General features: G+C 36.6%; 23 protein-coding genes and 3 pseudogenes. 15 read left to right on the top strand and 11 right to left on the bottom strand.

Translation table 11 applies throughout. The features are described from left to right. The first annotated feature begins 155 nt into the window (after positions 1–155). The gene (gene guaA, locus ACFQ18_RS06775; protein ID WP_204797944.1) at positions 156–1,691 is read left to right on the top strand and encodes a glutamine-hydrolyzing GMP synthase; all 1,536 of its coding nucleotides are present in this window, start codon (positions 156–158) and stop codon (positions 1,689–1,691) included. A gap of 56 nt (positions 1,692–1,747) precedes the next feature. On the opposite strand, the gene ACFQ18_RS06770 is transcribed toward guaA, so the two are convergent. The 3 genes from ACFQ18_RS06770 to ACFQ18_RS06760 form a co-directional block, all read right to left on the bottom strand. After that, positions 1,748–2,959, bottom strand: coding sequence for a tyrosine-type recombinase/integrase (locus ACFQ18_RS06770; protein WP_077113175.1), 1,212 nt, complete (start codon positions 2,957–2,959; stop codon positions 1,748–1,750). A 38-nt stretch (positions 2,960–2,997) separates the two neighbouring features. Further along, entirely contained in the window at positions 2,998–3,183 is a 186-nt protein-coding gene (locus ACFQ18_RS06765) for a DUF3173 domain-containing protein (RefSeq protein ID WP_018709270.1), read from the bottom strand. Between the two features lie 517 nt (positions 3,184–3,700). After that, complete coding sequence (locus ACFQ18_RS06760) at positions 3,701–3,955, bottom strand: helix-turn-helix domain-containing protein (protein ID WP_018709271.1); 255 nt, start codon at positions 3,953–3,955, stop codon at positions 3,701–3,703. Positions 3,956–4,597: 642 nt separating this feature from the next. On the opposite strand from ACFQ18_RS06760, the gene ACFQ18_RS06755 reads away from it, so the two are divergent. The 8 genes and pseudogenes from ACFQ18_RS06755 to ACFQ18_RS06720 all read left to right on the top strand — a co-directional run bounded on the left by ACFQ18_RS06755 (position 4,598) and on the right by ACFQ18_RS06720 (position 11,045). Then, the gene (locus ACFQ18_RS06755; protein WP_018705594.1) at positions 4,598–5,956 is read left to right on the top strand and encodes an IS1182 family transposase; all 1,359 of its coding nucleotides are present in this window, start codon (positions 4,598–4,600) and stop codon (positions 5,954–5,956) included. A gap of 312 nt (positions 5,957–6,268) precedes the next feature. Further along, positions 6,269–6,556 (top strand): BtrH N-terminal domain-containing protein, encoded by a 288-nt coding sequence (locus tag ACFQ18_RS06750; protein ID WP_077735397.1) that lies wholly within the window; start codon positions 6,269–6,271, stop codon positions 6,554–6,556. Continuing rightward, the gene (locus ACFQ18_RS06745) at positions 6,475–6,990 is read left to right on the top strand and encodes a DUF4872 domain-containing protein (RefSeq protein ID WP_306291998.1); all 516 of its coding nucleotides are present in this window, start codon (positions 6,475–6,477) and stop codon (positions 6,988–6,990) included. The genes ACFQ18_RS06750 and ACFQ18_RS06745 overlap by 82 nt, the downstream gene beginning before the upstream one ends. Before the next feature lie 446 nt (positions 6,991–7,436). Next, positions 7,437–7,598: a helix-turn-helix transcriptional regulator gene (locus ACFQ18_RS06740; RefSeq protein ID WP_018705595.1), complete on the top strand. Its 162-nt coding sequence runs from the start codon at positions 7,437–7,439 to the stop codon at positions 7,596–7,598. Next, positions 7,540–7,954, top strand: a pseudogene (locus ACFQ18_RS06735) (metal ABC transporter ATP-binding protein); the annotation flags it as partial. The gene ACFQ18_RS06740 and the pseudogene ACFQ18_RS06735, both read left to right, overlap by 59 nt. Further along, positions 7,930–8,771 (top strand): annotated as a pseudogene (locus tag ACFQ18_RS06730) (metal ABC transporter permease). The pseudogenes ACFQ18_RS06735 and ACFQ18_RS06730, both read left to right, overlap by 25 nt. A 433-nt stretch (positions 8,772–9,204) precedes the next feature. Beyond that, positions 9,205–9,606: an RrF2 family transcriptional regulator gene (locus ACFQ18_RS06725; RefSeq protein ID WP_018705597.1), complete on the top strand. Its 402-nt coding sequence runs from the start codon at positions 9,205–9,207 to the stop codon at positions 9,604–9,606. 524 nt (positions 9,607–10,130) lie between these two features. Next, a complete protein-coding gene (locus tag ACFQ18_RS06720) occupies positions 10,131–11,045 on the top strand; it encodes an NAD(P)/FAD-dependent oxidoreductase (protein ID WP_018705598.1) in 915 nt (304 codons plus the stop codon). Positions 11,046–11,416: 371 nt separating this feature from the next. Here the strand turns inward: ACFQ18_RS06720 and ACFQ18_RS06715 are convergent, their stop codons facing one another. Beyond that, positions 11,417–11,581, bottom strand: coding sequence for an IS3 family transposase (locus ACFQ18_RS06715; RefSeq protein WP_328799779.1), 165 nt, complete (start codon positions 11,579–11,581; stop codon positions 11,417–11,419). Between ACFQ18_RS06715 and ACFQ18_RS06710 the strand changes: the two genes are divergently transcribed. The 3 genes and pseudogenes from ACFQ18_RS06710 (at position 11,549) to ACFQ18_RS06700 (ending at position 14,248) form a co-directional block, all read left to right on the top strand. Beyond that, the gene (locus tag ACFQ18_RS06710) at positions 11,549–12,511 is read left to right on the top strand and encodes a VanZ family protein (protein WP_077735391.1); all 963 of its coding nucleotides are present in this window, start codon (positions 11,549–11,551) and stop codon (positions 12,509–12,511) included. The genes ACFQ18_RS06715 and ACFQ18_RS06710 overlap by 33 nt on opposite strands. 135 nt (positions 12,512–12,646) lie before the next feature. Beyond that, positions 12,647–13,801: pseudogene (locus tag ACFQ18_RS06705) on the top strand (IS3 family transposase). A gap of 234 nt (positions 13,802–14,035) precedes the next feature. Further along, positions 14,036–14,248, top strand: a complete 213-nt coding sequence (locus ACFQ18_RS06700) for a hypothetical protein (protein WP_033369738.1) — start codon at positions 14,036–14,038, stop codon at positions 14,246–14,248. Positions 14,249–14,649: 401 nt separating this feature from the next. On the opposite strand, the gene drcS is transcribed toward ACFQ18_RS06700, so the two are convergent. Both drcS and drcR read right to left on the bottom strand, forming a co-directional pair. Next, complete coding sequence (drcS, locus tag ACFQ18_RS06695; protein ID WP_018705603.1) at positions 14,650–15,675, bottom strand: daptomycin efflux sensor histidine kinase DrcS; 1,026 nt, start codon at positions 15,673–15,675, stop codon at positions 14,650–14,652. After that, on the bottom strand, positions 15,672–16,343 hold the full coding sequence (drcR, locus tag ACFQ18_RS06690; protein ID WP_018705604.1) for a daptomycin efflux response regulator transcription factor drcR: 672 nt from the start codon (positions 16,341–16,343) through the stop codon (positions 15,672–15,674). The genes drcS and drcR overlap by 4 nt, the downstream gene beginning before the upstream one ends. Positions 16,344–16,550: 207 nt before the next feature. Here drcR and drcA point away from each other — a divergent pair, with 207 nt between their 5' ends. Both drcA and drcB read left to right on the top strand, forming a co-directional pair. Then, positions 16,551–17,318 carry a daptomycin efflux ABC transporter ATP-binding protein drcA gene (gene drcA, locus ACFQ18_RS06685; protein ID WP_018705605.1) on the top strand — a complete coding sequence of 256 codons (768 nt, stop codon included), beginning with the start codon at positions 16,551–16,553 and terminating at the stop codon, positions 17,316–17,318. Next, positions 17,305–19,230 (top strand): daptomycin efflux ABC transporter permease drcB, encoded by a 1,926-nt coding sequence (gene drcB / locus ACFQ18_RS06680; protein ID WP_094423637.1) that lies wholly within the window; start codon positions 17,305–17,307, stop codon positions 19,228–19,230. The genes drcA and drcB overlap by 14 nt, the downstream gene beginning before the upstream one ends. A gap of 715 nt (positions 19,231–19,945) precedes the next feature. Here the strand turns inward: drcB and ACFQ18_RS06675 are convergent. From ACFQ18_RS06675 to ACFQ18_RS06655, 5 genes are all read right to left on the bottom strand, one after another. Beyond that, on the bottom strand, positions 19,946–20,200 hold the full coding sequence (locus ACFQ18_RS06675) for a helix-turn-helix domain-containing protein (protein ID WP_204797943.1): 255 nt from the start codon (positions 20,198–20,200) through the stop codon (positions 19,946–19,948). Next, positions 20,184–20,621 (bottom strand): RNA polymerase sigma factor, encoded by a 438-nt coding sequence (locus ACFQ18_RS06670; protein ID WP_204797942.1) that lies wholly within the window; start codon positions 20,619–20,621, stop codon positions 20,184–20,186. Before ACFQ18_RS06670 ends, ACFQ18_RS06675 begins: the two co-directional genes overlap by 17 nt. A 459-nt stretch (positions 20,622–21,080) precedes the next feature. Beyond that, positions 21,081–22,232 (bottom strand): acyltransferase family protein, encoded by a 1,152-nt coding sequence (locus tag ACFQ18_RS06665; RefSeq protein WP_204797941.1) that lies wholly within the window; start codon positions 22,230–22,232, stop codon positions 21,081–21,083. Positions 22,233–22,334: 102 nt separating this feature from the next. Then, complete coding sequence (locus tag ACFQ18_RS06660; protein ID WP_077735380.1) at positions 22,335–22,556, bottom strand: hypothetical protein; 222 nt, start codon at positions 22,554–22,556, stop codon at positions 22,335–22,337. A gap of 24 nt (positions 22,557–22,580) precedes the next feature. Next, a complete protein-coding gene (locus tag ACFQ18_RS06655) occupies positions 22,581–23,294 on the bottom strand; it encodes a GAP family protein (protein WP_077735377.1) in 714 nt (237 codons plus the stop codon). A 120-nt stretch (positions 23,295–23,414) separates the two neighbouring features. Between ACFQ18_RS06655 and ACFQ18_RS06650 the strand changes: the two genes are divergently transcribed. Continuing rightward, positions 23,415–24,020: a TetR/AcrR family transcriptional regulator gene (locus ACFQ18_RS06650; RefSeq protein ID WP_077735375.1), complete on the top strand. Its 606-nt coding sequence runs from the start codon at positions 23,415–23,417 to the stop codon at positions 24,018–24,020. Positions 24,021–24,248: the final 228 nt, after the last annotated feature.

The following is a 24,248-nucleotide window of genomic DNA, read 5'->3' as shown; positions in this document are numbered from 1 at the left end:
GGTTTGGTGAAAACTTGGATTTCTGCCTTTTTCTAGTTTTTTACTATGAAAAGGGGAAATTCAAGTTTTTTTTTACTTAATTTTTATTTTCGTGGAATAATAATTGTAGAATTGGTGCTTAAGATTACTTTTTTAAATAGATAGGAGCAAATTTTATGGGAAATGAAGAAATGATTTTGGTGCTTGATTTTGGTAGTCAGTACAATCAATTAATTACTCGTCGAATTAGGGAGTTTGGGGTATACAGTGAACTACACTCTCATAAAATGACAGCAGAAGAAATTAAAAAATTAAATCCTAAGGGAATTATTCTTTCTGGTGGACCGCATAGTGTATATGGGGAAAATAGTTTCCGTCCAGATGAAGGAATTTTTGATTTAGATATTCCTATTTTAGGCATCTGCTACGGAATGCAATTGATGGCACTTCATTATGGTGGAAAGGTAGAAAGATCGAAGAACCGTGAATATGGAAAAGCACTTATTGATTTAGAAAGACAACCTGTTCTTTTCAAAGACACTCCAGCTAGTCAAACGGTTTGGATGAGTCACGGGGATAAAGTAACTGCTGTTCCTGAGGGATTCCAAGTGGATGCAACAAGCTCCTCCACCCCGATTGCCTCAATGAGTAATACGAATAAAAAATTATACGGAGTGCAGTTCCATCCAGAAGTAAGACATTCGGAATACGGAAATGATGTTTTAAGAAACTTTGTATTTAATGTATGTGAGAGTGCTGGGGACTGGACGATTGAAAACTTTATCGAACAAGAAATGGCGAACATTAGGAGCAAAGTTGGCGATAAAAAAGTGTTATGTGCGCTAAGTGGTGGGGTTGACTCCTCTGTTGTTGCTGCGCTTATTCACAAAGCGATTGGGGATCAACTAACTTGTATTTTCGTTGACCATGGTTTGCTTCGTAAAAATGAAGCGGATGATGTAATGAAAGTATTTGCAGATGATTTCCATATGAATATTATTAAAATCGATGCAAAAGATCGCTTCCTATCTAAACTTAAAGGTGTAGACGATCCTGAGAAGAAACGTAAGATTATCGGTAACGAATTTATTTATGTATTTGATGATGAAGCAGCTAAGCTAAAAGATATGGACTTTTTAGCACAAGGTACGCTTTATACAGACATTATTGAAAGTGGTACAGAAACAGCTCAAACGATTAAATCACACCATAATGTTGGTGGACTTCCAGAAGATATGCAATTTGAATTGATTGAACCATTGAATACTTTATTCAAAGATGAAGTTCGTGAACTTGGAACTCAATTAGGAATTCCGGATCATATCGTATGGCGTCAGCCTTTCCCAGGTCCAGGACTTGCCATTCGTGTTCTAGGAGAAGTAACGGAAGAAAAATTAGAAATGGTTCGTGAATCAGATGCTATTTTACGTGAAGAAATTGCTTTAGCAGGACTAGATCGTGATATCTGGCAATACTTCACCGTTCTTCCTAATATTAGAAGTGTTGGCGTAATGGGAGACGCAAGAACATATGATTACACCATTGGTATCCGTGCCGTTACATCGATTGATGGAATGACTTCAGACTGGGCACGTATCCCTTGGGACGTTTTGGAAAAAATCTCTACACGTATTGTGAATGAAGTGGATCATATTAATCGAGTGGTTTATGATGTGACGAGTAAGCCGCCTGCTACGATTGAGTGGGAGTAGTAGAAGGAGAGCTGAAACCCCTTTGTTTACAAGGGTTTCGGCTCTTTACTCTATTTTCATTGCATTGTTATTGCATTATTTGTTTTTAAACCTTTACGTAGGTAACGAGCAGTGAATTGATTCTTGGGTGAAGTATCTTCATTTTCTGTTGCTGTTTGGTAAGACATAATACCTTCTAATTTATAGGCTACTTCAAAGTTACTGTTTGGATACAAATGTCCGTAGGTGCCAAGTGTCGTTTCAATATCTTCATGCCCTAGGCGGTCTTTAATGATTAATGGGTTTTCGCCCATACTAATAAGCAAAGAAGCGTGAGAATGTCTTAAAGCATGTAATCTAATTCGATGAACCCCAGCTTTTTTTGAAAAACGTGTAATGGCATTCGCTAACGTATGCTTTTGTGTGGGGACACCATTATAGCTCATTACAAAATTGGTTTGAACGACAGATTGCTGCACGTCCTTCCATTCGCGGAGTAACGTTAATGTATCTCCATCTAATGCAATATGACGAACACTAGCCTTTGTTTTTGGTTCTACAAAAGAATAATTATCCAAATTCTTATAGTAAAGTGTTTTATCGATATATAACAGACCTTTGTCAAAGTCAATATCTTCCCATTGAACCGCAGTGGCTTCTCCAATTCGCATGCCTGTCATAAATAAAAACCACAATGAAATAAATAAAAAATATTGATAATAATCTTCTTTATAGAAAAGAGAGATGACTTTTTCAAATTCCTCTTTTGTCCAAAAGTCTATTTTTGTCTTTGTTTTCTTCACATTACCTACAATTTTTGATGGATTATTTTCAGCTAACCCTAAAACAACAGCTCGATCCATTGCCATAGAAAACAACCCTTGAACATTTCTAATATAAGAAGAACGATACTTCTTTTTAGATAACGCTAATTGCCATTTTTGAACATGAATCGGGGTAATTTCTGTTGTGATTAAGTTATTAAAAAAAGTGAAATGTTTTCTTACAGTTGGTAATCGATTATCGTACGTTCTTCCTTTTACTTGTGTTTTATACCAAGGTAAGAAAATATCTTCAATAAAATGTTGGAATAAAACGTCATCTTGCTTTTCTTCTAATGCGTCTGACTTTGTAAGCAGTAACCTCGAATATTCTTCCCTTGCTTCTTTTTTTGTCTTAAAACCACTGCGGTACTTCTGAATTTGCTTGCCAGTGATGGGGTGATATCCTAAATTTGCCCTAAAATAATAAGTTCCGTTCTTTGCCTTTTTGACGATATCTTTAGTCATGATTTCACTCCTTACGCAATTAGTGCAAGAAGTACAAATCACACATCTAAAGTTATCCCTAATACTTCCTCTACAGCTTCTTTAGGAACACGATCTAACTTTTTAGATTGATAATACGTATGCCCTTTTGAAATCATTAGTTTTTTACACTCTCTAATGATATCAGCTGAAAAAGAGGGACCATAACCTAGTGCTATCAAGTCTTTTTTAGTGACTGTGACCATATGAACTCCTTTCCATAGACTAGGATATGCTATTTGATATCTGTCTATTATTATATCGCGTCTATAAAACTAATTCTAATACGTTGCGTGAATTTGGCTCTTGCACTAAAATTAAAAGGATTTAATGTCATAACTTGATAGTTACTTTAACCTATCTTGCTAAATTGAATATCAAAAATCAGACGGCTGCTGGTGCAGCTCCACGGGAATTTCACCCCTGCAAGTATTTCTTCCAGCCCTACTCATAGCTTGCGACGGTTCAAACGCTCGAACCATGACGATAGGGGAGTATCATTATCCTAACTGATGGGTTATCGCCAGCAATCCACCACGATTACATTAGATTCATAGATTATCGCTCGTTTCTAACGAAAGTCATGGCGTATGAATCAAGTGGCTCATCATCAGTAGAACGTATCTGATTTTTTGCTTATACTGCACGGCGTAATCTTCCGTGCTTTCTTTGTCAAAGAACAAATATATGATTAATGAAAGGGAAAACCTAACCGTTCTGTATTCAAATTTTGAAAGCTAAAACAGATTGCATAAGCTTCGTTCGTAAGCGTTCGCGTGTATCTTCATCGATGCCCCAATAAGTGTTTCCTTGTTCATCACGGAGCTTACACATGTATAAACTTGTCATATAGCTTCTATAATGTAGAACAACTACTTTCATTGCTTCTAGCTCACCCTTATTTGCAGCTAAAATGATTGGATACGGCAACAAGCCACGCTCATTTCTTTCCGTATTAGTATTAATCATCCCATTCATCTGCATGTTCCTCCAAAAAACGTCTTAACGGTTTAAAGAACTCGTTCGCCTATACTGTACAGTACTAACGTGGAATGTTGAACAATTGATCAATTTTTACATCAGAAAGATTAAAAAAGTAGTATAGTAGGATGATAGTACGCTTCTCAACTGGCAAGCTATGCATCGCTTTTGCAAGAAGTGTAGGAGTAATTCTCTTACCAGCTACTTGAAGTCCTTCTATTTCTTCTCCCTTTTAGTGTTTGTCTAAGGTATAGAGCTGTTTTTCTTCTAACGGTGTTAAATTTGAAAATGTTATCTCCGTTTCTGCCTTTCTTTGTATATGTTGATTGCTTCATTTTTCAGTACTCGCTTACAAAAAGCGTTAAATGCACAACGCACCTGCCGTTCGGTACCATACACTCAACTCTCTTCGAAACTGCAAAGATGGGTGATGATTTCCCCTTTCATTACCTTCAACAAGTTTTTTTGTAAAATGCCAAAAATCAGAGAAAAATTTTTAAAAAAACAATAACACGAGTTAATTTCATAATCCCGAGCCCTTGGGGCTCAAGGCTTTCAAAACGTAAAAAAATAGGCACCTCCCCAAATCCTGTATAATGTAAGTTACCACACAAACATAACAGACTGGAGAGATGCCCTATGTCCATTATACGTCAACCAAGCCTATTTGACATGCATGAATTATATGAGTTGGAACCTACCCACCACTTTGAGGCTGTTTTTTCGACAATCGATCTGAATCCTTTTTGGAATCTTTTCGATAAACCAAAAAAAGTAGGTGCCCCAAGAGAACTGAATTATGGTGCCATGGTCTATTCACTTATCGCTCGTGTGGTGGAGCGTATCGTGACAATCAAGGACCTAATCAAACGGTTAAAACGTGACCCGGTTTTTCGATATGACTGTGGGTTTCTTCACTCGGACCAAATTCCATCTGAAGCCTCCTATTCAAGGATGATTACTGTCATCAGCGAATCAAATGTGATGACACATATCCATGATGAACTGATTCTACTTGCCATCAACGAGGGGCATATCAGCGATGAAAACATCGCCTTCGATGCCACGCATTTTGAGGCAAGAGATCGTGCGCAAGCCTCCAAAAAGAAAGAAAAGCAGACACCGAAAAAGCGCGGACGCAAGCCGAAGGTGGAACGAGAGCAATGGTTAAAGGAAAAACAGGCTGCCGAAAACGCACGCCCGATTTATGAGAAAGAGATTGTTCACCAGCTATCCGAATCAGTGGAAACGTTGTATAAAGAAGCTCCCATCGAACCAAAATGGGGAATCAAGAAAAACAGTGATGGGAAAAATACCTTCTGGTTTGGTTATAAAGGACATTTAGCCGTCAGCACAAAGAGTCAATACATTCTAACGGGTATAATGACGTCAGGAAATCTCAATGATGGGAAGGCAGCCATCCCATTATTGAAGAAAATTGATCGGGATCTTCCAGCTTTATTTACCGCCGGTCTTTTCGATGCAGGTTATGATTATGAGCCCATATATCAGCAATTAATCAATCAGAATCTACAGGCTGTCATCCCATATAACCAGCGCAATGAAAGGGAAGTAGTTGGATACGATGAACATTTCGCACCTACATGCGTCCGGGAACATTCTTATCGTTACGACAGCTTCGACCAGAAGTACAAGACACTGAAATACACACGTCCAAAAGAATGTACAGTTTGCCCATTGCGACTCGATTCCCTTTGTCAAATGACCTTTAAGATCAGGCAATCGACGGATATCCGCAAGTACACACATCCAGCTAGAGGTTCGAAAAAGTGGAATGAACTTTACAAGGAACGCACAGCTGTTGAACGGGTTAATGCGTACTTAAAGGAATTCTTTGGACTCAATAATGTCCGTCATCGGACCGGTAAGAAAGCCAGGCTTCACTTCCAATTGGTGACGCTTGTTTACAATGCCTCAAAATTAGCCGCAGACCGGATCAGACTAGAAATGGAGCAACATTCGTTAAAAACAGCGTGATTAAATCGCAATACCTTTTTAAAAAAACATTAAAAAACATCGTAGGGTAACTCAACCCATTTTCAAAAACGTCAATTATGAAATCGATTCACACAACTGAATATTAACAGTTGGGTAGAATCATTTATAATATTTAATATAAAGGACCAAAAGAAGAAATACTTTAAATGTCAAACTCTATTTTATTACAATTCCATAAAAACTGATCGAACAAAATAATGAATAATACAAAAATAAAGTTTTTTAAAGTCATTTCTTATCTGTTAAACGTAATTAAACATGAAAGGTCCAGCTAAATAAAATAGTAAGAACATAAAAAGGGAGGCTTGGGAACATGTTAGACAAAACATAGATCAAGGAGTTGTAGTAGACTTAAAGCTTGACAGTTATTACTTCACTAATAAGGTACAATTTGCTGGTCATTATGTGGCAATGTATGGATATGACGACAGTTTTGCCTACCTGATTGATACAAAGCAACAGGGGGGAATGGTAAAAACAAGTCTTGAAAATTTGGCATTGGCAAGAAACGAAAAAGGTCCAATGTCTCAAAAAATCTGTCTTATACCATTAAGAAAAAAGAGGATATGCCAAATTTAAAGGATGTGATTATAACAGCAATCAAAAATAACGCTTTAGATTATAAGAATCCTCCTATCAAAAATTTGGGCTATAAAGGTATTAAGAAAACAATTGTAGAGATTAAGAAGTGGTTTGAGAGAAGTGAAAATATTGAGGATGATTTAGTTTTAGCAGCCACACTAATGGAGCGAGGGGGAACTGGAGAATCCCTATTTAGAAATATGTATAGAGATTTCTTAAAAGAATGTTTGAGTATAGTTGATTATACTCCTTTACAAAATGGATATATTCTATTTACTAAAATCGCACCTATGTGGGAGGAGGTATCTAAGCTTATTAATAAGGCTGGAGAGACTCATGAATTACTATTCCTAAATCAGGCTTCTGATATTCTTTTAGAGTTATCAAACAAAGAATATGAAGCAATGAATCAACTATCAAGAATCTGTTGACTGCGATGCTTTCAAAAAATGAGTTTTAGAAAAGTGGATTCATGATTCTTGTTCCATTGGGGGGGATTGGGAACGGCTTCATACTGCCTTTGTTGCACCTCCTTTGGGCTCCCGTACATCTTTCGCAGCGGCCGGATGCGGCTTCTTACCGTATTTTCCCCAACTTCAATTTCCGGATCGTGCTCCTTTAGCCAGTCCCATATTTGAGTAGCGGAGAGGTCGGGGTATTCCCTCTGATTCTGGCAATGTATTGTTAAGGTATGAGTTGAAAAAAAGATATAGAAAATATCGACTACTTGCTGTGCTAACAGGTTATGAAAATTGACTAATTCGTTTGGTTTATGTTGGTATGATTTATTACGTAAAGGCAACTGTCTGGATCGAGCGCAAAATGACAGGATTTAGAGAAGTTAATAAGGTAACATGCCATTAAAGGAGTGAACCATATGGCACTGGTAGAATCATTACAAAAGACAATCGAATACATGGAAGCCCATCTGCTGGATGACATCACGATCAAAGACATTGCTGAACAAGCTCATCTATCTCCCGAGCACTGTACTAGAACTGGTGCAGTCAGGGCGTTTTCAAAGAGGCAAATGGTTTAAAAGGTTAGATAAAGAAGATAAAGGGCATGTTCGTCGTTCCCTTGAATCAGTGGGAATGTGGGAGATGCGTCATAAAAAGATAGGGGAATTATCAGGTGGATAAAAGCAGCGGATATCAATTGCTCGTGTGTTCTCAACAGATCCAGATTTGTTTATATTAGATGAACCTACAATTGGAATGGATGTACGTTCACGTAATGAATTTTATAAATTATTGAAGCACCAATAGTACAGAGCATGACAAGGGTATCTTAATGGTTACACACGATCATGAAGAGATTCGTCACTACGCTAATAAACACATTGAGTTGATACGGAAGGAGGACTCACCTTGGAGATGTTTTTCTATGGATTGATGCAAAGAGCTTTCCAAGCTTCATTTTTAATCTCATTAATCACTCCAATATTAGGATTGTTTTTGGTATTGCGTAGGCAATCACTAATGGCAGATACTTTATCCCATGTCTCGTTATCAGGGGTAGCGCTTGGTCTGTTAATTGGCATCAATCCGACATGGACCAATATTCTCGTGGTAATCATTATCGCAACTCTGCTTGCATTTTTGCGTCAAATTTATCGCACATATTCTGAAATTTCGATTGCCATATTAATGTCTGTCGAAATGGCAGTAGCGCTTGTCCTGATGGAAATAAGTGCTGGTGGAATTACATTAAGTGTAACGCAATTTCTATTCGGTTCTATTGTTGCTATTCACAAAGAACAAATATGGATGTTACTAGGATTAACGATAATTATCGGATTATTATATTTAATATATCGAAAACCTATGTATGTTCTTACATTTGATGAGGAAACAGCTTTTAAAGCTGGCCTGCCTATTAAAACGATGTCGATTTTGTTTAATGTGTTAACAGGGGTCACAATAGCAGTAATAATGCCGATTGTCGGGGCTTTACTTGTCTCAGCCATTATCATTTTACCTGCAGCTATATCGCTTCGTTTAAGCAAAAGCTTCTACGGTGTCAATTAAATGAAATGGTCATTGCACTTGTCGGCATGTTAAGTGGTTTAGTCACTTCTTATGAATTGGGTACACCACCAGGCGCTTCCATCACAATAATTTTAATGTTGATTTTTGCAATCATAACACTTGCAAAGTACATGTTACATTACTTGAAATTTGATAGACTATTTAATAAAAGTCAAGGCTAGAATGAAATAAGCAGAAAAGACAAATCGAGTTTACATCGTAGAATTGTTATTTCAAATAATAAATTCCAAAACTCTACTTAATTCACAATGTATGAAAATCATTGAAGCCTTCAAACCAAATATATAAATAATTATAAAAAAGAACTAAAAGAATATTTCTACAAGCTATTATTAGAAAGAAGGATAGGTTATAAGCTGTTATATTAAGTTGGGGGCATAGATTGACAATATCGTAGTAATGTGTCTGCATAATAATATATAAGAGAAGCATTACCATTCATAACGAGAGAAATGGGGTTTTATAGTCATGATTAGAGCATTTTCAAGAAGTTCGACTAGCTGTTATAATATAATAGCCCATGCATTATACTTGGAGTTTAACAACATTCAAGTTATTATAGATAAATAAAATCCTTAATTAGGGTGATGATGAATGAAGTTTTCAAAGGCTACAGATTATGCTCTACATACGATGCTTTTTCTTACTGCAGCGACTCCGGATAAACCTGTGGGCGTTCAGCTGCTTGCTGAGAAGCAAAAGGTGTCACCAACTTATCTGTCCAAGATACTGACCAAGCTAGTAAAGGCTGGTATGATTGAATCCATAACAGGAGTGAATGGTGGATACAGACTGAAACGAAATTGGGAGGATATTTCGTTTCTTGACATTATTCATGCGATTGAGGGATCTGCCTCTTTGTTTGATTGTAGTTTCGATCACGGACCAGATTGTCCGATTCAAAGAGTAGTATTGGAAGCAGAGGAAAAAATGGAAGAGCATTTGAGAAATAAAAAAATGTCCGATCTTGTGCGGGAAATGAACATCGTTTTCTAGCACATATTCTTTCAACCAATTATAGATAATAAATATCTCTATAGTCTTTAATGAAATTATAATAAAAAATTAGGAGAATCCAAAAATGAACATGTATAAAAGGACCGTATAAGTTGATTCAAGATACAGCGATTTTTAATCCGGTATTGTGAAACGATGTCCCCGGAAGATTATAGGAAAGAGATCGAAAGTTAAGGAAGAGTTTCTGTACGTAGTCTGCATATTCATATCGCTGACTGTCATCGAATTTTACTAGGGATTTATGACTGAAAAATCTATATACAGAGTAAAATCAGCGCCTATCGATGATGTTTCAAAGATGTGCAAATTATTTAAAAGTCGAATGAGCTAGTGGATAAGTTCTTATGTAAGGAGGTGATGCCAACATGTAACATCGTAGCAGAGTGAGAATACAGTATTTCAGTAGTACTGGTTAGGTCTTAACTACATATGAGATGTACAGAGTAATTATTGGGCGTATACACATTTGGAAAGTTAAACTAATAAGAGGAAGGGAGTTAATCATGAAGGAAGTTGATGTTGTTATTATTGGAGGAGGTCCTGCTGGTTTAAGCGCTGGACTTATACTAGGACGGGCTAGGAAGAAGACGTTGATTATCGATGAGGGGCAACCGCGTAATGCAGTGACTAGAGAGGCTCATGCCTTTTTAACACGTGATGGCATTAGCCCACATGAATTTAGAAATATTGCTAAATCGCAGCTTCACACTTATCCGTCAGTTTCACATTTGGAAGATACTATCGAGTTGATAGAAGGTGAAGATGGTCAATTTTTGTTGGAAACTGCTTCAGGGTTGAAGATAGCCACTAGAAAACTGTTGTTTGCTATCGGAATGAAGGATCGCGATCTTGGCATACCAGGGTTGGCGGAGGTCTATGGTAAGAGCGCATTTGTATGCCCGTATTGTGATGGCTGGGAACTAAGAGATCAGCAATTAGTTGTCATAAACAGAGGAGCAGCGCTAATGCATTTTGTCCCATTGATTTACGGGTGGACAAAGCAGTTTGTAGTTTGTACAAATGGTCCCAATGAATTAAGTGAAGCAGAACGTGAAGAATTGCGTGCGCATAATATCCCGTTATTTCATTCACCAATTCATTCCATCCAATCAAATCAAGGCATGGTAAGGCATGTTAAGCTTGAGGATGGAACAGAAATTCCATGCACAGGAATTTTCTTCAAGGCAGAATTGGTACTTGGATCGGAATTACCTGTCGCACTTGGTTGCCGGATGTTGGATACTGGAATAATTGAAGTCGATGAGTTTGGAAAAACAAGTGTACCTGGTGTTTATGCAGCTGGGGATGCAACTACACACTTGCACCAATCTATTGTTGCAGCTGCTTCAGGAGCTGTATCCGCAGCCGCAATAAACGGAGAATTAAATCGAGAAGAATGGCATAAGAACAACGTTTGATTCAAATTCTAAATATATTTATAAAGAGGACTTTAAATTTATAATGTACCCTTTGTAAAAGACACTTTTATAAGGCCAAGCTACTTGAAGAAAGTGATTCCAGTACTATGAAATACTCCTCATTACCATTTATGAATCAACTCTTTAGAAAAGGTGGCAGGGTCACTCCTGCACGATTTGCCACTGTGCAAAATGGTCCTAAAACAGGTCTGTCAATAAATTTGTGGAATTGACCGTAAAAAAATTTAGTCGGTGTGGAGGATAATCCTGTCCACGAAGCGGATAGACAACCAGAGGTGCGATTATTTCCACAAAAAAGGAGCCATTCCTTCTTTAGACTGTACCCTTTGTAAAGGACAATCATAAAAAAGCTAGGCAGACTTAAGAAGGTGATCTCTGTATTGAATAGGGGTCATCAGGTTCCATTGATATCTGTAACGGTTATAGTAAATCATGTATTTTAAACATGACTTTTGATACACTGTTTCAGGAGGTGTTTTTATATGACTGCCAAGGGCAAAATAACATTGCCACAAAAACGTACAGTTATTTTTACCGTAACTATTCTTTATACTATTTTGATACTATATTTTATTTTTTTCGCTTTCGGCAGAATAGGTGCATCTGCAAGCACGACTGGGGTCACCTTTATTTTTTTTCCGATTGAGTTCTACCATTTGCCAAAGATTTCTGATTTTCTGCATCCTACTCTGATGGATTTCGTAGATCTAGGAAATGTGGCAGCCTTTATTCCATTCGGCATATTGATTCCATTGTTATTCCGTGTGAAGTTTATTCGTTTCTTTTCATTGTTCTTCCTGTCTATTCTCGTGATCGAAACCATACAGGCACTAACTTTGCTCGGAAGCTTTGATATTAACGATGCCATTCAAAACTCTCTAGGCGCAAGCATCGGATTCGGAGCGTACAAACTAGGGTATCGAACAAAAAACTTTTGGCTAAATATGGCTATTACCGGTATCACGTGTATTGTTATTCTAATCGGGGTATTAGCAATTTGCGGAATTGTGGAGAAAACGTTCACGAAAGCAGAGGGTCCCTTTATAGCTTTAAATGAACTGAAAAATAGTTCCGGGCATACAACAGCGGGAACAAAACCGTACAGCTTTAAAGTTAGCGGTCAAAACGTCGAACCTGGATATAATATATTTGGCGCCAAAGGCAAAGGAAGTGAAACCTACACTTATACGTCCAAGAAGGAGATTATTTTTTCATTTTATTATGGAATACCGGACTTAATGGATAGTGATGGAAGTATACGAGTTTTAGTCGATGGTCGTGAGGTATTATCCGGCTCTGGAACGGAGCAACTGAATTATCCGGAATTGTTTCCACAAATGTTTGAAATTCCACTTGAACGTGCAAGTAAGATTACGATAATCGTTAAGGGGAATGAAAAGCTTTGGGATGTAGGGTTTAGGGAAATGAAATATTTCTGGAAATGATTCAAACGTTTTGTTCAAGATAATGGTCTTTTTTCTTTTTCCCACCCCAAACATGTGGTGCTAGTATATTTTCATGGACACATCCTAGTTAGTTTCATAATTTTTGAGGAATAAGATTAAGAAGAGGTGTGTCCAATGAAAGGCCATAATAAAAACCAAAATAAATTTAATGGAGATTTCAAAAGGATGGTTGTGGAATTATATCAATCTGGCACTCCAGTCAAGCAATTAACCAGCGAATATGGCGTATCTGATGTCTCCATTTATAATTGGGTCAAAAAGTTTTCTCCCGTCAAATTTGAAGATGGAACCGTGGCAACGGCGGATGACTATACCAAGATTCAAAAGGAGCTTCGCCGGCTGCAGGAAGAAAATGAAATCTTAAAAAAGGCTATGGCCATATTCGCGAAAAGGTAAGCCAATCTGCAGTAGCTTCCGTGATTGATCAACATAAAGACCAACATCATCCAAACTATGTGCGAAGTCTTGGAATTGCCGCGAAGCTCCTACTACCTAACACTCCAAGAAACCGAATCCAAGCGTGAGCGGGAAAACAAGGAGCTGACAAAAAGGATCAAAGAGATCCACGAAGAAAGCAAAGGACGTTATGGAGCCCCAAAAATTCACCAATATCTCTGTGCGGAAGGATATAGAGTAAGTCTGAAACGTGTACAGAGACTGATGAAAAAAGAGGGCATCCGTTCCATCGTCATTAAAAAATATCGGCCAACACCAAGCAAAGAAACAGTTATCGAACGCGAGAATATCCTGGCCAGGGACTTTTCTACGACCACCATCAATGAAAAATGGGTGGCCGATATTACGTATATCCATACATTAAAGGATGGCTGGTGCTACCTTGCTTCTGTGATGGACCTGCATTCAAAGAAAATCGTAGGCTATTCCTTTTCTTGTACAATGACAACAGACCTGGTGATTAAAGCATTGGATAACGCCTATGCCACGCAGCTACCACCAGAGGAGTTAATTCTGCACAGTGACTTGGGTTCCCAATATACGAGTGAGGCTTTCATGGAAGAGGCTGAGTCAAAAAAGATCAGACAATCATTCAGTCGAAAGGGCTGCCCGTACGATAACGCCTGTATTGAATCCTTCCATGCTATTTTGAAGAAGGAAGAAATACATCACGTAACTTATCTGGATTACGCCTCTGCAAAGATTCATCTCTTCCAATACATTGAAGGCTGGTATAATCGAAAGCGAATGCATGGCAGCCTTCAATATAAGACCCCACAACAGGTTGAAGATGAAATCCGGGTGGCGGCTTAGTCACTGCATCATGTCTGAGCACGGCGCTTTACATGGAGGGGGGCATGTTAGGCTCGTCCGCCTGCGAAAGGATTGTTTGACCCTTTCGACCTTCGCAAGACACCCATGCCCATAGAGGCTCCATGTCAAGCGACATAGACCAACCCACTCTTATGAAATGGAGCTCTGTCCAATCCACCATCTATTTTGTGTCCAGAATATTGGCGTAGATCCAATTATACGATTTACAGTGCTATGAATATTAATTTATTTAATAGGGTTTTTCAACACTATAATCCGAATACCCAAAAGAAAAAGAAATTCAAAGAAGTTGAAGCTACTTTCATAAAATTGTTACCTGATCAATTCCCGAATTGGGGTCAAATAGGCTATGAATGGGTTTATGAAGAAATCTATGGTGCTGACTTTTCACCACTGACTAAAGCAATGGAGGAGGGTTATTTTTAACCCTCTTTCTACACTATTTTCCGATTACCCCATAAAAATATAACCAAATAAAAATCTTAAATAAAGTGTTTGAGCCTCAATTGATTTTCAAAAGTCATTGCATATGCATGTTAAAACCATGGATAATATTTCCCATACTTGGAACTGGAGATAAAAAGAGGACATATAACGTTGATTTATCGTGGTATTAATAAAACCATATTTGAAAAGTTCGATTAAAATATAATAAAAACCTGGTTATAGCTATTTTCAAGTACTTATTTTTTTATCAATTAATTCACTTACTATTGGCTATATTATTTAATATTTCTTAAGCCTTACGATAAACATTATTCTACTTGAACACCTTTAATTTGATACTATTTTCCGATTAACCAATTTCTTTAACCCCACCATTATACTTATAGATGATAATAATTTCTGATTTTTGGAAAGTGGATGATGACCTTCGTATATTTCCCATCTTCTGAATGAATGGAAAGGTCATGTCCTAATTTAAGAGCCATTTCTTTTGCAAGGTAGAGACCTAAACCGGTAGATTTGGTATGACTTCTCCCAATAGATCCTGTAAATCCTTTTTCAAATACGCGGCTGATATCCTCTGGCTTAATTCCAATGCCTGTATCTTGAATCTGTAGCCGCTTTTCTTTTAGATCTTCCTCAAATTGTACGGAGATTTCCCCGCCTTCACCTGTATATTTTAAAGAATTTGAAAAAACTTGATCCATAATAAAACCAAGCCATTTACTGTCGGTATGGACAACCTGTTCAATATTGTCCATATGAAAACGAATTTGCTTGTTAATAAAAGATTTGGCAAATTTCTTTACACTGTTTTTAGCGACTTGATCCAACACTACCTCGGAAATAAAATAATCTTTGGAAAAAGAATCAATGCGAGAATAATAAAGAGCCTGCTCCACGTAATTTTCGATTCTATCCAACTCATCTTCAAACTTGTCCACAAGGTATTCAACAGTTCTTCCATTACTGTTTTCCATAAGCAAGCGACCTGCCGCAATCGGAACCTTGACTTCATGAATCCAAGATGTAATAAAGTCTTGATGATCCATTTTTTCGTTATACAACTTTTGTAATTGATCGCCATGCACACTATTTACTTTTTTTAATAACTCAAGATATAACAGTTGTTCATCGTTTCGCGGTTTAGGCAGAGTTGCGAGAAATTCTTCATGATTACTTTCAACCAAATCATTTAATTCCCGATAAAATTCTCTATTGTAATAGTATTCGATGATTACGTATATAGCTACAATAAAAAAGATAACCACATTGGTATATACGATATTACTTACAGTGTTTCTGGAATCTGTGCTCACAATCGTCATCAAAGAAACAAAGAACATAATGATCACGTTTAATATAAAGAAATTCCGTTTATCTTTTAGATATTGAAAGAAACTCATTGGATAATATAACCTTGTCCTTTCTTAGTCATAATGAAGTGTTCTTTTCCAAGTTCAGCAAGCTTTTTACGCAGACGAGCAATATTAACCGTCAATGTATTTTCGTCTACGAAATTTTCATTCTTCCAAAGGCTACGCATCATTTTCGTACGACTGACGATGGTTCCTTTATTTTTCATCAGGATTTTCAAAATAAGAAATTCTGTTTTCGTGAGTTCCGACTTTCGATCTCCATGTAAGGCCTCTCCGTTCTCAAGGTTTAATATAATTCCATCATGTTCGATTGTCTTAGACTGTGTTTCCATGTAGGAATACGTTCTGCGGAGGAGTGCATTAATTTTTGCAATCAATACATCCATATGGAAAGGTTTTTGAATATAATCATCTCCTCCCATGTTTATCGACATCACTATATCCATTGGTGTATCACGGGAAGAGAGAAAGATCATAGGGACCTTTGAAATTTCTCTGATTTTATTACACCAGTAAAATCCGTCAAACGATGGCAAATTGATATCCATGATGACTAGGTGAGGATCATGATTAAGAAATACCTGCATGATTTGGTCAAAGTCTTCGATCTTAACGGTTTCAAAACCCCACTTTTCTAATGTTTCCCCTACCATATCACGAATGGTCAAATCATCTTCCACAATCATGATTTTCATTCCTCTTCCCTCCAAACAATCATCCTTCTTTAACATCATATTAATTGAATATCGACCAACATACAAAGAAAATATCGTGTTTAAACATATTTTTTATCAATGTGACGAAAATGTAAGGTTACGAGATCAAGCTGTAAGTTTATATAAAGGGCACCTATTGTAAAATAAAAACGTAAAACAAAACAACTCTGAATGGAGGATTTAAATATGAAAACTATTGTCGAAGCAAAACAAATAAAAAAAGTCTATGGTGCAAAGGGAAATGTATTTTCAGCTTTGGAGGATATAGACTTAACCGTCATGGAAGGTGAATTCGTCGGTATTATGGGTCCCTCGGGTGCTGGTAAATCAACTTTACTAAATATATTGGCAACAATTGACGAGCCGACTGCTGGTGACATCGTGGTTGACGGAATCAATTTGACAAAGATGAATGAAGAGCAATTATCTGCCTTTCGCCGTGACAAACTTGGTTTCCTTTTCCAAGACTATAATTTATTAGATACTCTAACTGTGAAAGAAAATATTATCTTGCCGTTAGCCTTGGCAAAATTGAACGTTAAGGAATTGGAACGAAGAGCAGATGAAGTGGCAGATAAGTTTGGCATTCGCGACATTTTAAATAAGTACCCGTATCAAATTTCTGGGGGACAAAAGCAACGCACGGCAGCATCACGCGCGATTATTTCAAAGCCAAACCTAATATTGGCAGATGAACCAACAGGTGCGTTGGATTCGAAATCAGCAACAGACTTATTAGAAAGTTTAAAGGATCTTAATGAACAAGACAAGGCAACAATTTTAATGGTTACCCATGATGCTTATGCGGCAAGTTATTGTAATCGCGTCCTATTTATTAAAGACGGTAAAATCTTCACAGAACTTGTGAAAGGGAAAAGATCCCGCAAAGAATTTTTCAACAAGGTGTTGGATGTTCTATCCGCACTGGGGGGTGGAGCAAATGACGTTATTTAGTTTAGCAAGGAAAAATATTAAAGGTAACTTCAATAATTATTTTGTCTATTTTGTTACGCTCGTCTTCAGCATGGTTATTTATTATACGTTCACTTCCTTGCAATATAGCGAAAAAATTCAGGAAAGCATTGAATTGTCGGATACAATGAGTTTCATGTTTGGGGTATCATCAATTATCTTAATTTTATTCGTAGCAATCTTTATTTTGTACTCCAATTCATTCTTCACAAGAAAAAGGAAGAAAGAAGTCGGATTGTACGCCATACTTGGTTTACGCAAGAAAACCATTGCAAAAATGTTATTTTATGAAAATTTGATTATGGGAATCATTGCAATAGTTATTGGAATTATTCTTGGAACCTTACTTTCCAAATTATTTGCAATGATTTTAATAAAACTTATGGGTTCAATTGCCGAGGTGGACTTCGGTATTTCCATTCTAGCGATTACCCAAACAGTCATAGTCTTTATGGTCATTATTTTATTCACTTCCGTTCAAGGTTACCGTTTGATTTATCGTTTTACATTAATCGAATTATTCTATGATGAGAAAAAAGGTGAACAAATTCCAAAGGTTTCACTTATATCGGCTGTTATCGGAGTTATATTGCTTGTCGTTAGTTACTGGCTGATATTAAAACCATTTCCTGACGAATTTACTACGGAATATTTAATGAAAAATTATGGTATTGCTTTTGTTGCTCTCGTCATTGGCACCCATTTATTTTTTCGATCTGTAACGGTCTATTTATTAAGATTATCACAAAAAAATAAGTCGCGTTATTACAGAGGAACTAGAATAATTGAAACATCTCGCTTACTGTTTCGTATTAGAGGGAATGCACGTACCTTTACAGTCATTGCATTGTTGAGTTCTGCAACGATCTGTTTCTTAGGTGCAACTTACAGTGGGTATTACAGCAACGAAAAAAGAGCTGAGGAAGTTGTTCCGTTCAGTTATTCGCATTTGTCAAAAGGTCCAGAATTTGATTCGCAGGTGGAGAGAATAATAAAAGCAGATCATCGACATCCAATAAAAGCCCAACTAGACATACCCGTCATTCAGGTAAAAGGAATACTCTCATTTCAACTGGATTATGACATAAATCCTGTGCAATTAATCTCAGAAAGTACATTTAATAAAGCAGCGAATGCTTTAAATAAGGATGAAACAGTCTTACTATCAAGAAATCAAGCAGCAGTAATCCAGCCAAGGTTTACTGAATATACGAAGTCGGTTTTTAAAGGAGAAAATATAACGATTCAATTGCCTCAAGGAAGCAGCGAACTGCCATTTGTTCATATGGTTGAAAGTAATGTGCTACCTTTCGATTATCCCGATTTCTTTCTCGTAGTCAGTAACGAAATGTTTGCTGAGATAGCCAAAAAAGAGGCTCCATTAACTTATAAAGTATATGAAGTGGAAAATGAAGTAACGGCACAAGCCACTTCAAAGAAAGTAAATAAACTGGTTGGAAACGATTTTCAAGTTTCTTCATCATTTTATACTGAGTATAAGCAAGGTAAAGAAGGAAACGCAATTACTCTCTTTATTTTTGGTTTTTTGGGACTTGTATTTTTAGCGGCAAGTGGAAGTATCATTTATTTCAAACAGTTAACAGAAGCGAATGAGGCGAAAGGACACTATGAAATCCTTAGAAAAATCGGTGTCAATAAAAAGGATATACGTAAATCAATCAAAAGACAGTCATTATTTGTGTTCGGATTGCCACTAACCGTAGGAATATTGCATAGTTGTGTGACATTGTACTTTACTAGCAACTTTATTTCTAATCTAATTGGAATCAATCTTATCTTCCCTATTCTAATGGCTATAGTCTTCTTTGTTATCATCTATGCAGTCTATTATGTATTAACTGTTAATACGTACAATCGCATTGTAAACAAATAAGAGCGAAACATCTCTCGAATGTTCGGTTCGAGAGGTGTTTTGTCATGTATTCCTTTGTTAAAAAAATCCTCATTACTCTGGAATCTAGACCGATTATATTGTTGAAGTTCAAATTGAACATCCTTAAATCTTCTAACAACAAAAAAAACGAATGATTGGAAATATGATAACTCCCATACAAAATGTATCGCCAATAGAAACACAATTAAGCCTGTACTATCAGAAATGATGCAATATTTTTTCATTAATTTATTTTTGAACCATGTAATATTCTTACTCGGTAATTATGTACGGGTTAGCAGTTGTTTTAATATAGTAATTTGCATACTATAAGGAATCAAGTTCTGTTTCAAAAAGACCCCCCCTTTTAATTAATCAATTAAAATCAGACGGCTGTTGGTACAGCTCCACGGGAATTTCACCCCTGCAAGTATTCCTTCCAGCACTACTCATAGCCTGCGACGCTTTGAACGCTCGAACCATGACGGTAGAGGAGTATCATTATCCTAGCTGATGGGTTATCGCCAGCAATCCACCACGATTGCATTAGACTCATAGATAATCGCTCGTTTCTATCGAAAGTCATGGCGTATGAATCAAGTGGCTCATCATCAGTAGAACGTATCTGATTTTCGGTCTATACTGCACGGCGTTATCTTCCGTGCTTTCTTTGTCAAAGAACAATATATGTGAAAGGGAAAACTTAACCATGTAATCAAATCTTGAAAGCTAAAATGCCCTGCATAAGCTTCGAACGTAAACGATCATGTGTGTCTACATCAATGCCCCAATACGTATTACCACGCTCATCATAAAGTTTACGCATAGACAAACTTGTCATATAGCTTCCATAATGCAAAATAACGTAATTCATCGCTTCTGGATCACCCTTATTTGCAGCTAAAATAATTGGATACGGTAATAAGCCACATTCGTTGTCTTTTGTTTTAGTATCAATCATCCCAGTCATCTGCATGTTCCTCCAAAAATCGCTTTAACCTTTTAAAAGAGCTTGTCCGTCTATACTGAACCGTACTACGAGGAATCTCTAGTAGTTCGGCTATTTCTACATCTGATTTATCAAAAAAATAGTATAGTAGGACTGTCTTACGCTTTTCTATTGGCAAATTATGCAGCGCTTCAGCAAGTAATTTTGGAGTGATTTTCTTTCCAGCCACTTGAAAACTTTGTCCTTCTTCTCCTTCATATTGCTTATCTAAAGTATAGAGTTGATTTTCTTCTTGTGGTGTGAGATCAGAAAATGTCATCTCCTTTGCTTGTCGTTGTTGTCTTTCGTTGAAAATATTAATTGCTTCATTCTTCAATACACGTTTACAAAAAGCATTAAATGCACAGCGAACTTGCCACTCGGTACGATCTGGTTCTATCATGCATTTCCTCTCCCTTCGCAACTGCAAAGGTGGGTGATGATTTCTCCTTTCATAACCTTCAACAAGATTTTTTATGAAATGCCAAAAATAAAAGCAATATTTTATTCATTAAATACAAAAAAGCCCAACTGAACATAAGCCAGGTGGGAGTAAAAATTTATACATATTATTAAATGGAAAATTCTATTTGAAAAAGTTGAAAGCCTTAGTTCAAGAAGAAAACAAAATACGACAAAACAAAAAGTAAAAGTAGTATATGAGCTAAGGCACGATTATCCTGTGAAGGCATTACTCAAAATTGCCGGTATTCCACGTAACACTTATTATTATAAAATTAATACTTTTAAGCACTCATATAAAAATCCAAAGTAGAAAAGGCTCATTAGTTCTATTTTTGAGAAGCATAAGGGCAGATATGGTTATCGTCGTATCCTCTTTTTTCTTTAAAACTCACCATCCCTAAAGAATCTTTGACACAAAGGGAATCTGCCTAATTATATAACCTAACAAGAAGCAAAGTGGTATCGTGATCAGAATCATAGCTAGAAACATGAAGGATGGTGGAAAGTGGATGACCTTCAATCCAGCAATAACAATAGCGATAATCGGTATATGAATGATGTAAATCACGAAGGAATGGGTTGACAAGAAGCTCCAACCTTTTCCTTGATGAAAAACTCTTTTGCGAAAGAATATGATTAATCCGAGAATGATGCCAACACAAAATAGAGCTTCCCAAAGAGAATAAACCAAAGATGTCCAGTTCCAGCCGCCAGAAAACTGTAATCCGTCTACCCCAAATATCAAGACTAAGGGAAGGAGAAGAATCGATGCTCCAATTGCAATTCCAAAACCCGCCCTCCCCATATAATCAGGAATATTTCGAAACCAATTGCGTTGGTAAGCGATGATGCCTAAAATGAATAGCCCGACATATTGTGGGAGATCATAGCCGCTTGCTGTAAAAAGTCCAACAAATGATTGAACCCCGGGAGATCCACCGGGTAAATTAAGAGCAGGGACCCACAGTCTTATGATGAAGTATCCTACTGCTAATATCATGACAAAGACTGTAAACATCCTGTAGGTGGGTGGCGTACTCTGACGAACTACTGATAGCTTATTTTTACTCATAAACTTCGCCCAGACTGCGTATAAACAAATGAATACGAAAAGTAGCTCGACGTACCACATCGGGCCATAGGTTAAATTTGAAAAATAGGTTTGCCATGTAAATGGCTCCTGGTTAAGCATATAGACTTCAATTGATTGAACTTGGCTAAGAATGAGAACGTAGAAGATAAACGGGACTAGGAACCGGATGAATCTATCTTTGATAAATTGGGTCGCTCCATTACGTTCAAAAGATGAAGGAACAAAATATCCGGAAATAAGAAAAAACGTCCCCATGAAAAAAGTCTGATTAAAAGCAAGGAATAGAAGGCCCATAACAACCCCAATAGACCCTTGTGATAATACTTCGTTATAGATGGAAAAATACACTAAATGATGTAGCACTACTAACATTGTAAGAGCTGCCCTTAGGTTATCAATAAAGTATAACCGACCTTCCTTTTGGAGAGACGAGCTCCCTATATGTCTTGAATTCATAATAATTCTTATGTTCCCCCTATTAATCTTTAAAAATATATCTCAACGGAGCATCCGCCAAGCTGGACGGCTATGTATAATCCGTCCTATTTGCTCTATATTTTAATTTTCACTTTTAGTTGATCCGCCTATTTTCCAAGAGGCTAAACTTATGATCCCGCCAACTACAATAAATATAATGTCCATAACAATTTCAAATCCCTGAAACGCATCAATATAATTTACCAAAAACCAACTTTTTCCACCATTAGTCAAATGATTGATTAATCCGCCTACTCCCTGTATAACGAAAAGTAGACCAAGTCCACTGATAATTTCTTTCATGATGAACACCTCATTAATAATTTTTTAATTTAATATGCCTCTAAGACCGATATTAAAAAAAACCGCACCTACTACTCCTATCGCTACCAAGAGTGAGGAAATCGGAGCTTCATTTAATTTTGATCTAATTTTATTTAGAAATTGTTGCAGTCTCTCTTTAAACATAATATTAACCCCTAACAAAAGAAGAGAAGGAAGCACCATTACAAGATTGTAGCCAATTATAATAAAGATAGAAGAGGAAGGCTCAATTGTTAGGTGATTCATTAACAAAATTGAATAAAAGTAAGGCAAAGCAGTTACAAATTCAATTAGAAAAACAATGATACCTAACATGATCATCCCTTTCATCGTTGTTTTTTGGGGTATAAATGAAATTAAACGTTTTTTTGTATTATCATTTGGTTTACAGAAGCTAATTAGAGCCATAACTGCTCCAAAAAGGAGATAAAACCAATTGATAAAGTCAAATTCAGATAATTTTCCGATTCCTTTCAATAGTGAATCTCCACCAAAGTATAGTAATAAGCCCATGATGAAGTAGCCAAACTGCGTAATAAACAAAAAAACAAGCAAACGAGAAGATAATTGATTAGGCTGTGTCAATAATAAATAGGCTGTTACAGCAAGTACACCAGGACTTAATATATCAATTAATGCGCAAATAGAAATAATTAGCAAAGCTATCGATGTGTCTATTGTTGAAGAAGGCATTAATGCTTCAATACTTTCGATCAAATATAGAGTCCCTCCTTTTTATATGTTATAATTTAAATAACACAGTGTGTTAAAATTATAATAACACACTGTGTTAAAATTATAATAACACACTGTGTTAAGAAAAGGAAGTGATTTTTTATGCCAAGGATTGTTGATCATGAAAAAAAGAGGAAGTCAATTGCTGAGGCCGCTTGGAATATTATTAAGAAAGAGGGAATCGAAAAGGCATCTATAAGAAGAGTTGCTATTGAAGCAGGCATGTCTGCTGGAGCGTTAAGACATTATTTTTCAACTAAGGATGAAATGTTATTATTTATCATGGATTATTACCTGGAAGAAGGGAAAAAACGTTCTCAAAGTAAAAGTTGGTCAGACAATCCATTGCAGGCAGTCGCAGAAGTTTTATTGGAGCTTGTACCAATTGATGAAGAAAAGAAAATCGAAACGAGCGTTTGGTTGATCCTTGCACTTCAGTCACTTACAAGTGATACATTAAAAGAAAAAAAAGATGAAATGACTAACGGTATGTATGAATTAGCAAATTCAATGATTGAGATATTAGTCCTACAAGGGATTTTATCTGATTCAACTAATGTAAAATTAGAAAAAAGTAGGCTAGCGGCATTAATTGATGGATTGTCCATTCATGCTCTGTTAAGACCTGATGTCTACACTCCAGAAAAGGTGAAGGAAGTAATCCGTTATCATTTAGAAACACTCTGCGATGAAAGTAAATTGAGTTAATTGATCATGTATCTGAAGTTATAGTCCATTTGTGTTATAACGAGATGCACTTCAAAGGGGCATTTTGTTGAACAGTTGCATGAAGTAGGCTTTAGTATATTACAGCTTTTCCTTCCATTACAGGCATAGCCGTCATATTTTTAGTAAAAATACAGTTCACGGATAAGCTTGTAACTAAGTTAAAAATAAATAATTTTAGAATGGCAGTAAATTAGATGAAAAATTCAC

Source organism: Oceanobacillus caeni, assembly GCF_042678465.1.
Taxonomy (GTDB): Bacteria; Bacillota; Bacilli; order Bacillales; family Amphibacillaceae; genus Oceanobacillus; species Oceanobacillus caeni.
This window is presented reverse-complemented; position numbering and strand designations above follow the sequence as displayed.

Coding starts and splice junctions, on each gene's coding strand:
- guaA (WP_204797944.1), top strand. CDS start 156: ATGGGAAATGAAGAAATGATTTTGGTGCTTGATTTTGGTAGTCAGTAC.
- ACFQ18_RS06770 (WP_077113175.1), bottom strand. CDS start 2,959: ATGACTAAAGATATCGTCAAAAAGGCAAAGAACGGAACTTATTATTTT.
- ACFQ18_RS06765 (WP_018709270.1), bottom strand. CDS start 3,183: ATGGTCACAGTCACTAAAAAAGACTTGATAGCACTAGGTTATGGTCCC.
- ACFQ18_RS06760 (WP_018709271.1), bottom strand. CDS start 3,955: ATGAATGGGATGATTAATACTAATACGGAAAGAAATGAGCGTGGCTTG.
- ACFQ18_RS06755 (WP_018705594.1), top strand. CDS start 4,598: ATGTCCATTATACGTCAACCAAGCCTATTTGACATGCATGAATTATAT.
- ACFQ18_RS06740 (WP_018705595.1), top strand. CDS start 7,437: ATGGCACTGGTAGAATCATTACAAAAGACAATCGAATACATGGAAGCC.
- ACFQ18_RS06725 (WP_018705597.1), top strand. CDS start 9,205: ATGAAGTTTTCAAAGGCTACAGATTATGCTCTACATACGATGCTTTTT.
- ACFQ18_RS06720 (WP_018705598.1), top strand. CDS start 10,131: ATGAAGGAAGTTGATGTTGTTATTATTGGAGGAGGTCCTGCTGGTTTA.
- ACFQ18_RS06710 (WP_077735391.1), top strand. CDS start 11,549: ATGACTGCCAAGGGCAAAATAACATTGCCACAAAAACGTACAGTTATT.
- ACFQ18_RS06700 (WP_033369738.1), top strand. CDS start 14,036: ATGAATATTAATTTATTTAATAGGGTTTTTCAACACTATAATCCGAAT.
- drcS (WP_018705603.1), bottom strand. CDS start 15,675: ATGAGTTTCTTTCAATATCTAAAAGATAAACGGAATTTCTTTATATTA.
- drcR (WP_018705604.1), bottom strand. CDS start 16,343: ATGAAAATCATGATTGTGGAAGATGATTTGACCATTCGTGATATGGTA.
- drcA (WP_018705605.1), top strand. CDS start 16,551: ATGAAAACTATTGTCGAAGCAAAACAAATAAAAAAAGTCTATGGTGCA.
- drcB (WP_094423637.1), top strand. CDS start 17,305: ATGACGTTATTTAGTTTAGCAAGGAAAAATATTAAAGGTAACTTCAAT.
- ACFQ18_RS06675 (WP_204797943.1), bottom strand. CDS start 20,200: ATGACTGGGATGATTGATACTAAAACAAAAGACAACGAATGTGGCTTA.
- ACFQ18_RS06670 (WP_204797942.1), bottom strand. CDS start 20,621: ATGATAGAACCAGATCGTACCGAGTGGCAAGTTCGCTGTGCATTTAAT.
- ACFQ18_RS06665 (WP_204797941.1), bottom strand. CDS start 22,232: ATGAATTCAAGACATATAGGGAGCTCGTCTCTCCAAAAGGAAGGTCGG.
- ACFQ18_RS06660 (WP_077735380.1), bottom strand. CDS start 22,556: ATGAAAGAAATTATCAGTGGACTTGGTCTACTTTTCGTTATACAGGGA.
- ACFQ18_RS06650 (WP_077735375.1), top strand. CDS start 23,415: ATGCCAAGGATTGTTGATCATGAAAAAAAGAGGAAGTCAATTGCTGAG.